This window comes from Serratia sp. D1N4 (genome assembly GCF_054552755.1).
Window position 1 is genome coordinate 2,707,289 of record NZ_CM137274.1, and the last position, 12,998, is coordinate 2,720,286.

Consider the following 12,998-nt stretch of genomic DNA (forward strand, 5'->3'; position numbering starts at 1 on the left):
ATGCCACACGGCTAAGAAAGGTTGATTATGGCACGCACTACCCCCATCGAACGCTACCGCAATATCGGCATCTCGGCGCACATTGATGCCGGAAAAACCACCACGACCGAGCGGATTCTGTTTTATACCGGGGTCAGTCACAAGCTGGGCGAAGTCCACGACGGTGCCGCCACCATGGATTGGATGGCGCAGGAACAGGAACGCGGGATCACCATTACCTCAGCGGCGACCACCTGCTTCTGGAACGGCATGGAGCATAATTATCCTCAGCACCGCATCAATATCATCGACACACCAGGGCACGTGGATTTCACCATCGAAGTGGAACGTTCGATGCGCGTTCTGGATGGTGCCGTCATGGTGTATGACTCGGTCGGTGGCGTGCAGCCGCAATCGGAAACCGTGTGGCGTCAGGCCAATAAATACAAAGTGCCGCGTCTGGCCTTCGTCAACAAGATGGATCGCACCGGCGCGGATTTTTTCCGCGTGCGTAAAATGATGATCGAGCGCTTGAAAGCCAATCCGGTGCCTATCGTGATCCCGATTGGGGCGGAAGACCATTTCGCCGGCGTGGTGGATTTGGTTCGCATGCAGGCGATCCGCTGGGATCAGGCCTCACAAGGCATGAGCTTCAGCTTTGAGGCGATCCCGGCCGATATGCTGGAATCCGCTAACGAATGGCGAGCCAAGATGATCGAAGCCGCCGCAGAGGCCTCTGAAGAACTGATGGACAAATACCTCAATCAGGTTGAACTGACCAATGAGGAAATCGTCCACGGCCTGCGTACTCGCACCATTGCCGGTGAAATCCAGCCGATGCTGTGCGGCTCGGCATTTCGCAACAAAGGCATCCAGCGCATGCTGGACGCGGTGATCGAACTGATGCCTTCACCGTTGGATGTGCCACCGATGGAAGGCCATGACGAGCGCGATAACATCATTATCCGCAAGGCCGATGATAACGAGAAGTTCTCGGCGCTGGCATTCAAACTGATGACCGATCCGTTTGTCGGCCAATTGACCTTTGTGCGCGTCTATTCCGGCATTTTGGCCAAAGGTGACAGCGTATATAACCCGGTTAAAGGGAAGAAAGAGCGTATTGGCCGCATCGTGCAAATGCACGCCAACGACCGTAAAGAGGTGGATGAACTGCACGCCGGGGATATCGCTGCCTGTGTCGGCCTGAAAGACGTGACCACTGGCGATACCCTGTGCGACCCTAACGCCATCATTACCCTGGAACGTATGGTGTTCCCGGAACCGGTAATCGCACAGGCCATTGAGCCGAAAACCCAGGCCGATCAGGAAAGAATGGGCATTGCACTACAGCGTTTGACCTCCGAAGATCCGTCGTTCCGCGTGCGTACCGACGAAGACTCCGGCCAGACCATTATTTACGGCATGGGTGAACTGCATCTGGAGATCATCGTCGACCGTATGCGGCGTGAATTTGGCGTAGAGACCAACACCGGTAAACCGCAGGTGTCTTACCGCGAAACTATCCGCCGTAAAGTTACCGATGTGGAAGGCAAATTCGTGCGTCAATCGGGCGGTAAAGGCCAGTATGGCCACGTGGTGCTGACGGTTGAACCTAATGAGGCCGGTAAAGGCTTTGAGTTCTTCGATGAGATCAAAGGCGGCGTGATCCCCGGTGAATACATTCCGGCGGTGAAAAAAGGCATCCTGGAAGCGCTGAGCAACGGCGTACTGGCGGGGTATCAGATGGTCGATGTTAAAGTGCATCTGACCTTTGGTTCTTACCACGATGTGGACTCCTCGGAGCAGGCGTTCCGCATGGCGGCGATCTTCGGCTTCAAAGAGGCTTGCCGCCAGGCCAGCCCGGCGATCCTGGAGCCGATTATGTCGGTTGAAGTGGAAACGCCGGAAGAGTATGCCGGTAACGTGATGGGCGATTTGTCATCACGGCGCGGTATGGTGCAAGGTATGGAGGATATTCCGGGCGGGGGTGGCAAAGAGATTCACGCCAAAGTGCCGCTGTCGGAGATGTTCGGCTACTCCACAACGTTGCGATCGATGTCGCAAGGCCGCGCCACCTACACCATGGAGTTCAGCCACTACGCGGAAGCCCCGCGCAATGTGGCCGAAGAGATTATTCAACACAGTAAACGCTGATCGTCACGCCTGCCGTTGTTACGGCAGGCGTTATTCTTTCACCGCCAGCGCGACCACCACCGGTTCCGGCTTGATGCGCATAGCGTGAATCACCCCAATCATCAGGCAAGCAATGCCGCCCAACGTCAACAATGGCGGCCAGCTTTGGCGCAGCATAAAGGTATAGGCCAGCCCGGCCAAAATCTCGAACACGATCAAAGGCCCAACCAGCACCGTTGGCAAACGTTGGCTCGCCTCATTCCAGCACAAAGCACCAATCCATGAACACAGTATGCCAATGGTGAGCATCAGCGGGAGGAAGACTTCCGGCCTTGGGCCGAACGGCAACGCGAACTGTGGCTGCGTTAACGCCAACTGCCCACACGCTAACAGATAACCCAGCAGTGCCAGCGGCAATGTCACCACGCCTTGCGCAGTGGCCCAGGTCATAGGGCGTTTGTGCGGGTTTGCACGCAACCAGCGGGCATTACGCAGCGGGAACCAGGTCCAGCAAGCTACGGCCAGTAACGCCAACAGCAGCCCGCTGGTATAGCGCCAAACATCCATTGGCACACTGTTGCCCGTCAGTTCCGCAATATTGACCAACACCAGCCCACCGGCGATCAGCACTAGCGCTGGCGTCAATTTACGCCAGGAAAGCTGGCCATCGTGATGGCCGTAAAGCAGATTAGCACTCACGGAAATCACCACCGGCAAGGTGCCGATAATCATGGTAGAGACCGGTGCGCCGGTACGCTGAATCGCATTGGCTAGGCACAGGTAATAAAGCAGATTGCCGATGGCCGTGAGCTTTAACGCCTCCAGCCAATCCTTGGGCGATAACTGCCGTAAACGGCGGCGATCGAACCACGCCAGCGGCAAAGCGATCAAACCAAAAGCCAGATAGCGCCCGGTCGATTGCAACGCCGCCGGATAATCCGGCACCAACACCGGGCCGACAAAAATCAGCCCCCACATCAACCCAGCGGCCAAGGCAAATAACACACCAAAAAACATAATCACTCCATGATCAGAACGGCTTAAGCCGGTACGCGGCGGCTGATTTCAACCACCTGATCGCTAGGCAGATAGTCATAGAAAAAGAATAGTGTATAACAAAAACAGATTTATCATTCCTCTACTGCGCTAGGCCTTCGGCCCCATAAAAAATATTCAACAATGTGGTTGAGCATTATCCGCCCTGTTCTATATTTAACCTTATGGTTAAATTATCCTCGTCACGACTGGACGCTATCTTCCATGCATTGGCCGATCCGACAAGACGCGCCATCCTGCATACGCTAGCCGAAGGCGAACATAGCATTGGTGAACTGGCGGCGCCTTTCGAGATGTCGTTTGCCGGTGCGTCCAAGCATATCAAAGCACTCGAACAAGCTGGACTGGTGCAGCGAACTGTGCAAGGAAGAAACCATATTTGCCGGCTCGCTCCTGAGCCGATGGCGCAGGCCATGCATTGGCTGCAAACTTATGAACATTTCTGGAATGAGCGGTTGGACGCACTGGAACTCGTTTTGCGGCAGGCCGACTCTCATCCTCCAACGGAGTGAACCATGAACGATTACGGTATGATCATTGAACCGGGAACGCTGCGCATTCAGCGGTTGCTGCCTGGCCCGCTCGATCGCGTCTGGGCCTACCTGACCGAGTCCGACCAACGTGCCACCTGGCTGGCTACGGGTGAAATGCCGTTACAGAAAGGTGCTAAAGTTGAATTGGTGTTCTGCAATTCAGAGTTGGCTGGCGAACATGAGAAACCCCCGGCCAAATATAAGCAATATGGCGGCAAAGTAGCTAACGTTGGCCATATTACCTGTATTTTCCCTCCGCGCCTGCTGAGTTTTACCTGGGCAGAAAAAGGCGAAGGCCGCCCTTCCGAAGTCACCTTTGAGTTAGCCGAGCAAGGCGATAACGTGCTGCTGACGGTGATCCACCGCCGCCTGCCCGATCGCGATACTATGCTCACCGTCGCTGGCGGCTGGCATACTCATCTGGATATTCTGCGCGATCGCTTGCAGAAGCGCCCTCCGCGTCCGTTCTGGGCCACCTTTACCCAGATGGAAGATGAGTACCGGGCAAAATTGTAATTCATCAAGAAAGGGTATAATACGAGGCAACTTTGCAGGAAACCCACTTGACCGCAATTGAAAATGGAGCCGCTATGCGCCAACGCATTATTGTTTGCCCGCTAATTGAGAATGACAACGCTTATCTATTATGCAAAATGGCCGCGCATAAAGGCGTATTCCCCGGCCAGTGGGCACTTTCTGGCGGCGGCACGGAACCGGGGGAAACCATCGAGGAAGCGTTGCGCCGCGAAGTGCGTGAAGAACTGGGCGAGGCTTTGGTGTTGGATCGCATTCAGCCCTGGACCTTCCGCGACGATGTACGCATAAAAACCTATGAAGACGGTAGCAAAGAGCAGATCTACATGATTTACCTGATTTTTGATTGCCACGCTGCCAATCGTGAGATCACCATCAACGATGAGTTTGCCGATTACGCCTGGGTGAAGAAAGAGGGTCTCGCCAGTTACGATCTGAACGAAGCCACAAAATATACACTGCAACAGCGGGGATTGCTGGATTAAGCACTGAGATGAGCCTATCCAGTAATAAAAAACGAGCTCACTCTACTTCAGATGAGCTCGTTAAATTCGTTACTAATCTTTCAAACCACGATTAAGCAGCATTGGTTCAATGATCGGTTCCTTACCGCGCCACTCAACATACAGTTTTTCCAGATCCTGGCTATTGCCCCGTGATAACACCTGATCGCGGAAGCGCTGGCCATTCTCTGCCGTCAGCCCGCCGTGTTCGGTAAACCACTGGAAGGCATCATCCGCCAGCATTTGAGTCCATAAATAGGCGTAATAACCGGCAGCATAACCGTTACCCCAGATATGCTGGAAATAGCTGGAGCGATAGCGCGGCGGTACTGCGCTGAGAGCGATGTGATCTTTTTGCAGCGCTGCCGTCTCGAAGTTATCCACGTCCTGCTGGGGTTGACCGGCGACCAGCATATGCCAGTGCATATCCAGCAAGGCCGCAGACAACAGCTCGGTCATGTCATAGCCTTTGTTGAATTTATCGGCCTGCTCGATTTTGCTGACTAGCGCCTGCGGCATGGCCTCACCGGTTTGATAATGCTTGGCAAAATGGGCAAACACCTTGGGATCTTTAACCCAATGCTCGTTGAACTGCGAAGGGAACTCGACAAAATCGCGTGCGGTGTTGGTGCCGGACAGGCTGGGGTACTGCTGATCGGCAAACATACCGTGCAGGGCATGGCCAAACTCATGGAACAGAGTGATAACATCATCATAAGACAGCAGCGCCGGTTGACCCGGAGCCGGTTTGGTGAAATTAGTCACGTTATAAATGACCGGCTTGGCACCATTGAGTTTCGACTGCTCAACGAAGTTGCCCATCCAGGCACCACCGCCCTTATTATCTCGCTTAAACAGGTCGGTATAGAACAAGGCCAGCGGTTGACCGTCTTTATCAAACACCTCATACACACGGACATCCGGCTGATAAACCGGAATATCTTTACGCTCTTTGAAACTGATGCCGTACAGCAGGTTTGCCGCGTAAAATACGCCATTATTCAGCACATTGTTCAATTCGAAGTAAGGTCTGATCTGTGATTCATCCAGATCATACTTCGCTTTACGCACCTGTTCTGCGTAGAACTGCCAGTCCCAGGCTTCGGCCTTAAAGCCCCCTTCTTGCTGATCGATCACCGCCTGAATGTCTTTCGCCTCACGTTCTGCACGGGCCGTTGCGGCTGGCACAATATTACGCATAAACGTCAGCGCGGCATCCGGGGTTTTTGCCATCTGATTTTGCAGTTTCCAAGCGGCATAGTTCGGGAACCCCAACAAACGAGCCTGATCGGCACGCACTTTCGCTAATCTGGCAATGGTCTGGCGAGTGTCGTTGGCATCATCTTGCTCTGCCCGCTGCCATGAGGCGTCAAACAAGGCTTTACGAGCATCCCGCACGTGCAGGCTTTGCAAAGCGGGCTGTTGCGTGGTGTTTTGCAACACTAACAGCCACTGTTTATCCAGTTTGCGTTCGCTGGCGGCTTGCGCTGCTGCGGCCAGTTCACCTTCGCTAAGCCCAGCCAGCCAGGCTTTGTCAGTGACGGCCAACGCTCCGTTTTTGCCCGCGGCCAGCAGTTTATTGGTGAATTGGGTGCTCAACGTCGCCGCTTCCTGATTCAACGCCTTCAGCTGGTTTTTATTCACATCAGAAAGATTGGCCCCTGCCAGCAGGTAATTTTGATGGGTGACCTCCAGCAGCCGACGAGATTCCGCATCCAGCTTCAGCGCATCTCGTTGCTCATAAATGGTGTGAATTCGTGCAAACAGCTTGCTGTTCAGCATGATGGCATCGTTCAGAGCTGCCAGCTTTGGCGAGGTTTCTTCATCCAGTTTTTGCAGCGCATCGCTGGTGTTGGCGGCAGTCATGGCGCTAAATACGTTAATCGTGCGCGCTAGCAAGGCTCCCGCTTTTTCCAGCGCCACCAAGGTGTTGTCGAAGGTAGGTGCTGCCGGGTTGTTGGCGATCTTCTCGATTTCTTCCAGCTTCTGCTGGATGCCTGCCGCAATGGCTGGCGCGTAGTCACTCGTGTTGATCACATCAAAACGAGGTGCCTCAAAAGGTAGGATGCTGGCAGAGAAGAACGGGTTCTCGGCTTGTTTTTCAGTCATATTCGTCTCTTTCATCTGGCCGCTTGGCACGGCGGTGTTATCTGACGGCAACTTGCTCTCTTCTGCCTGAACCTGCGCGCTCAGCGCCATACCGATCGAAAGTACCAGGGTTGTTAAACGCATCAAATTAAAACTCCTCCATGTCTAGGAAACAAGGGTTCACGCCTAGCTTAGGCGCAGTTAACAGTTTCAGCAAAAACAAGTGATTACTTGCCGTTTATCCAACTGCCCTTAGCGGCCAGAATTTACTGTGTCCGCTAATAATCACTCACCCAATCTCTTTTTAACCTCCTCTTGATGCGCTATGCTCAAAAATTCGGCTGAGGCCAAGATTTCTGAAACGGGATTTCTATTATGTCTGCGCTGTTGCTGTGCTCCGCCAGGGGTAGCCTATGAGTGGTTTTTTCCGCGCCAGTGCGCTGCCGTTGTTGGTGGCCGGGGCGTTCTTTATGGAGAATCTCGATGGCACGGTGATCGTTACCGCCATGCCGCAGATGGCGGCGTCATTCGGCGTACAACCGGTGGACATGAGCATCGGTGTTTCAGCTTATATCCTGACCCTGACGGTGTTTATTCCCGCCAGTGGTTGGATCGCCAACCGTTTTGGCGCGCGTAATATTTTCGCAGCGGCAATCGTGCTGTTCACCCTGGCATCGGTACTGTGCGCATTGAGCACTAGCCTGCCATTTTTTACCTCCGCCCGCATTCTGCAAGGTTTTGCCGGTGCGTTGATGGTGCCAGTTGGCCGCCTGGTAGTTTTGCGCAATACCGCCAAAGCTGACCTGATTAAGGCTATCGCCACCATTACCTGGCCAGGGCTGGCAGCACCGATCCTCGGGCCACCGATCGGCGGCTTCATCACCACCTATGCCTCATGGCACTGGATTTTTATCCTTAACGTGCCCTTGGGTATCATTGCCCTGTTCTTCGCCTGGCGCTTAATCCCGCATGAAGAGGCGAAAAAAGGAGTGCCGTTTGATGGACTGGGTTTTGTGCTGACCGGAGTCGCCTGCTTCGGTTTAATGTTTGGGCTGGATCTGATCAACAGCCCACAGCTTTCCTGGTTGGTACCGGCATTGTGCCTAGCGGGCAGTTTGGCGCTGGGGGCGTTGGCGATACGTCACGCCAAGCGTTACGCTTATCCGCTGGTAGATCTGTGGGCCATGCGGATAAAAAGTTACGCTGTCACTATCGGTGGCGGCACGCTGTTCCGCATGGCCATCGGTGCGGTGCCTTTCCTGCTACCACTGCTGTTCCAGATTGGCTTTGGACTGAGCGCTTTTGATGCCGGGCTGCTGGTGCTGGCGGTGTTTGCCGGTAACCTGATGATGAAGCCGTTTACTTCCGCCATTCTTTATCGCTTCCGCTTTCGCACTACGCTAGTGGTCAATGGCATGCTGAATGCCGCCACCATTTTCGCCTGCGCCTGGCTGACGCCGCAAACGCCAACCTGGCTGATTGTGGCGCTGCTGTTTGTCAGCGGGTTGACGCGTTCAATGCAGTTTACTGCCTTGAATACGCTGGCATTTTCCGAAGTGCCGCAGCCGCGCATGAGCGGTGCCAATACTCTGTTCAATATGGCTCAGCAGATGGGGAGCGGCCTTGGGATCGCCATCGGCGCGCTGGCGCTGCGTTTGGCGGAAATGCTGATGCCACGCCCAAACGGCGGCGTACCGCTCGCCGACTTTCATCTGGCTTTTATGGTTATCGGTGCCATCGCCTTGCTGGCGGTGTTGGATAGCTTTACGTTGGGTGGCGAAGCGGGCAATGCAATCCGTCAGAAAAAATCCCACCCGGCAATCTCTGAAAAATCAATGGCAACCAAAGTAAGGAGTTAAACGATGGAATACCGTCAGCTTGGCCATTCCGGCCTGAAAGTTTCGGTGCTAAGTCTGGGCACCATGACCTTTGGAGGACAAGGCAAGTTCGCCAAAACCGGTGATACCGATGTTAACGAAGCCCGTAATCAGATTGCTATGTGCCTCGATGCAGGTATCAATCTGTTCGATACCGCCGATGTTTATTCTGCCGGTAAGTCTGAAGAAATCCTCGGTCAGGCATTGGGCAGCAAACGCCATGAGGTGCTGATCGCCAGTAAAGCCCGTTTTCCGATGGGCAGCGGGCCCAATAATGCCGGGCTATCGCGCCATCATCTGATCCGTGCCTGCGAAGCCAGCCTGAAGCGCCTGAACACCGATTATCTCGATCTCTATCAACTGCATGAGTGGGACGGCATCACGCCGGTGGAAGAAACCCTGCGGGCGTTAGAGCATTTGGTGAGCAGTGGCAAAGTGCGCTACACCGGGCTGTCCAATTTCTCCGGTTGGCACCTGATGAAGCACCTCGGCAGCGCGGAACGGCAGGGATTAGTGCGCCCGGTCAGCCAACAGATCCATTACACCTTGCAGGCTCGCGAAGCGGAATATGAACTGCTGCCGATCGCCCAGGATCGGGGGCTAGGTGTATTGGTCTGGGGGCCGCTGGCCGGTGGCCTGCTGTCTGGCAAGTATCGCCGCAATCACCCAACGCCTGCGGGCACTCGCCATTTGGCCAACTGGGGCGAGCCGCCAGTGCGCGATCAGGAAGCGCTGTTTGATATCGTTGAGGTTTTAGTTGATATCGCACATTCTCGCGGGCTGTCTGCCGCACAAATCGCACTGGCCTGGTTGCTAACCCGCCCGACGGTAACCTCGGTAGTGATCGGCGCACGCAACAGCGAGCAGTTGAAAGACAACCTGCATGCCGCCAACCTGATTTTGAACGAAGAAGAGTTACAGCGGTTGCAGGCGGTGAGCCAACCGCCGTTGATTTACCCTTACTGGCATCAGGCCCAAACCGCACCGGATCGCCTCTCCGCCGCCGATCGGTTGTTGCTCGCCCCCTACCTGCAACAGAAATAAGTCGCATCTGGCACCAATCAACGTATTATCGATGATCCGCCCTGCTTTTTCGGGGGCGGATTTTTGCCGTTTTTGGCCTGAAAAGCGAGGTAATAATAATGAATCACAGTGACCTTTCTCAGTGCCGAGTGAACACCGATCGGTTGTTGATTGCCCCTTTTACCGCAGCAGATGCTGATGATGTTTACCAGGCGATAACCCCGACGCTGACGCGTTTTATGAACTTTGAACCCGAAGAATCCCCAGAGGCTTTTACTCGCGTCTGGGAAAGTTGGCTGCCGTTGATCCGCGAAGGTGAAGAAGCCATCTTCGTTGCCCGTTTGCGCGACAACAAACAATTCGTCGGCATGGGCGGCGTGCACAGCCTGCACACTCCAACCCCGGAACTGGGTATCTGGGTGAAAGAAAACCTGCACGGCCAAGGCTATGGCCGCGAAATTACCTTGGCCATCGCGGCCTGGGCCAGCGAGCGTTATCACCCACAATACTTTGTCTACCCGGTTGCCGAGCAGAATACCCCGAGCCGCCATATTGCCGAATCCCTGGGTGGCGTAGCCAAAGGGCGGCGCGAGAATATCAAATATGACTGTGTGGTCTATCACCTGCCGACGATCGTCGGTTAAATTTGCCGGGATGATAGCGCCGCGCTAGAGTGGGTGCCGGGTAAAAACAGTTGAGGAACAGTGAGATGATCATTTTTGTTACGGGTGCCACATCCGGGTTTGGCGCAGCCATTGCCCGCAAATTTGTGCGTGAAGGCCATCAGGTGATTGCCGCTGGCCGTCGCATGGAGCGCCTGGAAGAACTGCAAACTGAATTGGGTGAAGCACTGCACATCGTGCGCCTGGATGTCCGCAATCGCGCCGCAATTCAGCAGGCGATCGAGGAATTACCGGCCGCGCTGCGCCAGATCGACGTTCTGGTCAATAACGCCGGATTAGCGTTGGGCCTGGAGCCCGCGCACAAAGCCAATGCCGATGATTGGGAAACCATGATCGACACCAATACCAAAGGGTTGGTGAACATGACGCGCGCATTGTTGCCCGCCATGGTGGAGCGCAATATCGGGCATGTGATCAACATCGGCTCTACCGCCGCCAACTGGCCTTATGCGGGTGGCAACGTGTATGGCGCAACCAAGGCGTTTGTGCGGCAGTTCAGCCTGGGCCTGCGCGCCGATCTGCACGGCACCCATATCCGCGTTACGGATATTGAGCCGGGCATGGTGGGCGGCACCGAATTCTCTAACGTGCGCTTCAAGGGCGATGACGGCAAGGTAAACAAAACCTATGACGGAGCCAATGCTTTAACGCCGGAAGATATCGCCGAATCGGTATTCTGGGTGGCAACCTTACCTGAACGCGTCAACATCAACACGCTGGAAATGATGCCGGTCTGCCAGTCCTTTGCGGGTTTGAGCATCCACCGCGAGGCGTAATGCCAAGTGGCAGGGTAAACGCACCCTGCCATTTTTCGTTCATGCCGCACGCCAACCGGCAACGATGATCAACATCCCAACCAATGCTACCCCCGCACCCAGCCAATCCATTGCCGACAGCTTTACGCCATCCACAACCCGCAGCCACAGCAGCGCAGTTGCCACATAGACGCCGCCATAAGCCGCATATACACGCCCGCTGGCGGCCGGATGCAGGGTCAGCAACCAGACAAATAGCATCAGGCTGGCAGCCGCAGGTAGCAGCAGCCAGGCGCTAGCGCCTTTTTTCAACCACAGATACGGCAGGAAGCAACCGATGATTTCTGCCAGAGCAGTCATGAAGAACAATAAAGTGGTTTTTAACATCAGTGGCATATTCTCTCTAAAAATTAAACGAATACGGCGGTAGGCTGGTGTAATGCAAGAACACGATGATATATTTAGCCAAATGTTACACCGGGTGCTGCCGAATGACGCAACACTAACTTATAAGGATTAAGCGATGAAATTACTTTCTGTTCAACGGCTGATGTGCGGGATGCTGCCAGTCGCGATGTTGATACTGGTTGGCAGTTGGCAGGCTCCTGCTCTGGCGGCAAGCTGCACCCAAGGCAGTACCTGCGTCACCGTCAACGGCGATAGTACCATGAGCAATGAACAGGCTCGCGAAAGCAAAGAGCAGTGGGACGATACCCGCTCCCTGCGCCGCAAGGTGAACAATCGCGTCGAAAAAGAGTTTGATAAGGTCGAACGCGCCATTGATGATGAAGATAGCTGCAACAACAGTTACAACGTCAATGCCTATTGGGAATCTACCACCCGTAAGTGCCTGGATCGCCAAACCGGTCGGCCGATTAGACCTTAATCAGCCGATAGCGTTAAGCCGTCTTGCTGAATGCTGTTATCCTGTCAGAGGAAATTCATTCTCACATAAGGATTGAATGATGAAAAAAGCACTCGTACTCTGCACGTTACTGTTGGCTGGCGCGCCATTAGCCGCCCTTGCCGCCGACTCATGCGAAACCATAAAAGCGGATATCGCGCAGAAGATCGTGAACAACGGCGTACCTGAATCCGGTTTCAAACTGGAGATTGTGCCTAACGATCAGGTGAGTCAGGCCGGTGGGCTGGTGGTTGGCCACTGTGGGTTCGATACGCAAAAAATCGTCTACACTCGCCTGCATAATGGCGACGAAAGCAGTGACGCGGCACAGGCTGGCACCAGCCAGGATGCTAAAGCTGGGCAGTGATTTTTAGGGCGTAGGTCTAGTCTGATACCCAGTAAAGTAACAACTGGCATAACAACAGATAGATCTAGCAGGAAAGATAGAGTGTTCCTGGAGCCTGCACACCATTCTGTGTAACGCAGGCGATCGAACTGGCTGAGATCTTCAGGAGTTTTGAGATTTTTGGCCAATTCGTTAGCCAGAGCCTGTAACTGTTTTTCGTCCATAAAGTAACCTGCTTTTGATGTTGGTTTGAACATATCAAAATCAGGCAATTACATAAATTTATGTACAGGCTCGTCTGAAAAGATCTCTCCAGTGTTAATTGTTTTCATTTTATAATTAAAACCTCACCAATTTCATTACCAGGAGATTCTAATATTTTTATAATTCGTCCATGCGGTAACTTTCCTTTAAAACTGGCAAAATCGATACAAACCTCGTAGGATTCTTGCGGAAGTATTTCACCCACATCAAAAAAAACAGCTCCTGAATAGTACTCATCGTCAATAAAAAACAACGGCCTATAGCCTGAATTTATTGGTTTTTTTCTAATATCATATAATGTTAGCTTTGCTTTAATCATA

Annotated in this window: 14 protein-coding genes; 10 read left to right on the top strand and 4 right to left on the bottom strand. The window is 53.8% G+C overall.

Annotated elements, in window-relative coordinates:
* Positions 1-27: 27 nt before the first annotated feature.
* Positions 28-2,133, top strand: a complete 2,106-nt coding sequence (gene fusA / locus ACX1CU_RS11830; RefSeq protein ID WP_459398520.1) for an elongation factor G — start codon at positions 28-30, stop codon at positions 2,131-2,133.
* Positions 2,134-2,163: 30 nt separating this feature from the next.
* Here the strand turns inward: fusA and ACX1CU_RS11835 are convergent, their stop codons facing one another.
* Positions 2,164-3,129, bottom strand: coding sequence for a DMT family transporter (locus ACX1CU_RS11835; RefSeq protein WP_459398521.1), 966 nt, complete (start codon positions 3,127-3,129; stop codon positions 2,164-2,166).
* Between the two features lie 203 nt (positions 3,130-3,332).
* Here ACX1CU_RS11835 and ACX1CU_RS11840 point away from each other — a divergent pair, with 203 nt between their 5' ends.
* The 3 genes from ACX1CU_RS11840 to nudI all read left to right on the top strand — a co-directional run bounded on the left by ACX1CU_RS11840 (position 3,333) and on the right by nudI (position 4,720).
* Positions 3,333-3,680, top strand: coding sequence for an ArsR/SmtB family transcription factor (locus ACX1CU_RS11840; protein WP_459398522.1), 348 nt, complete (start codon positions 3,333-3,335; stop codon positions 3,678-3,680).
* 3 nt (positions 3,681-3,683) lie between these two features.
* Positions 3,684-4,217, top strand: a complete 534-nt coding sequence (locus ACX1CU_RS11845) for an SRPBCC family protein (RefSeq protein ID WP_459398523.1) — start codon at positions 3,684-3,686, stop codon at positions 4,215-4,217.
* Positions 4,218-4,291: 74 nt separating this feature from the next.
* The gene (gene nudI, locus ACX1CU_RS11850; RefSeq protein WP_459402793.1) at positions 4,292-4,720 is read left to right on the top strand and encodes a nucleoside triphosphatase NudI; all 429 of its coding nucleotides are present in this window, start codon (positions 4,292-4,294) and stop codon (positions 4,718-4,720) included.
* A gap of 72 nt (positions 4,721-4,792) precedes the next feature.
* Here nudI and dcp read toward each other — a convergent pair whose 3' ends face one another.
* Positions 4,793-6,970, bottom strand: a complete 2,178-nt coding sequence (dcp, locus tag ACX1CU_RS11855) for a peptidyl-dipeptidase Dcp (protein ID WP_459398524.1) — start codon at positions 6,968-6,970, stop codon at positions 4,793-4,795.
* Between the two features lie 269 nt (positions 6,971-7,239).
* On the opposite strand from dcp, the gene ACX1CU_RS11860 reads away from it, so the two are divergent.
* The 4 genes from ACX1CU_RS11860 (at position 7,240) to ydfG (ending at position 11,185) form a co-directional block, all read left to right on the top strand.
* The gene (locus tag ACX1CU_RS11860; protein ID WP_459398525.1) at positions 7,240-8,685 is read left to right on the top strand and encodes an MFS transporter; all 1,446 of its coding nucleotides are present in this window, start codon (positions 7,240-7,242) and stop codon (positions 8,683-8,685) included.
* Between the two features lie 3 nt (positions 8,686-8,688).
* Positions 8,689-9,747: an aldo/keto reductase gene (locus ACX1CU_RS11865; protein ID WP_459398526.1), complete on the top strand. Its 1,059-nt coding sequence runs from the start codon at positions 8,689-8,691 to the stop codon at positions 9,745-9,747.
* A 98-nt stretch (positions 9,748-9,845) separates the two neighbouring features.
* The gene (locus ACX1CU_RS11870) at positions 9,846-10,370 is read left to right on the top strand and encodes a GNAT family N-acetyltransferase (RefSeq protein ID WP_459398527.1); all 525 of its coding nucleotides are present in this window, start codon (positions 9,846-9,848) and stop codon (positions 10,368-10,370) included.
* A gap of 65 nt (positions 10,371-10,435) precedes the next feature.
* A complete protein-coding gene (gene ydfG, locus ACX1CU_RS11875; protein ID WP_459398528.1) occupies positions 10,436-11,185 on the top strand; it encodes a bifunctional NADP-dependent 3-hydroxy acid dehydrogenase/3-hydroxypropionate dehydrogenase YdfG in 750 nt (249 codons plus the stop codon).
* Positions 11,186-11,224: 39 nt separating this feature from the next.
* On the opposite strand, the gene ACX1CU_RS11880 is transcribed toward ydfG, so the two are convergent.
* On the bottom strand, positions 11,225-11,551 hold the full coding sequence (locus ACX1CU_RS11880; protein ID WP_459402794.1) for a YnfA family protein: 327 nt from the start codon (positions 11,549-11,551) through the stop codon (positions 11,225-11,227).
* Positions 11,552-11,687: 136 nt separating this feature from the next.
* Here ACX1CU_RS11880 and ACX1CU_RS11885 point away from each other — a divergent pair, with 136 nt between their 5' ends.
* A complete protein-coding gene (locus ACX1CU_RS11885; protein WP_459398529.1) occupies positions 11,688-12,050 on the top strand; it encodes a DUF1283 family protein in 363 nt (120 codons plus the stop codon).
* Between the two features lie 79 nt (positions 12,051-12,129).
* Positions 12,130-12,435: a DUF1161 domain-containing protein gene (locus ACX1CU_RS11890; RefSeq protein ID WP_459402795.1), complete on the top strand. Its 306-nt coding sequence runs from the start codon at positions 12,130-12,132 to the stop codon at positions 12,433-12,435.
* Between the two features lie 307 nt (positions 12,436-12,742).
* Here the strand turns inward: ACX1CU_RS11890 and ACX1CU_RS11895 are convergent, their stop codons facing one another.
* On the bottom strand, positions 12,743-12,997 hold the full coding sequence (locus tag ACX1CU_RS11895) for a hypothetical protein (protein WP_459398530.1): 255 nt from the start codon (positions 12,995-12,997) through the stop codon (positions 12,743-12,745).
* Between the last annotated feature and the right edge of the window lies 1 nt (position 12,998).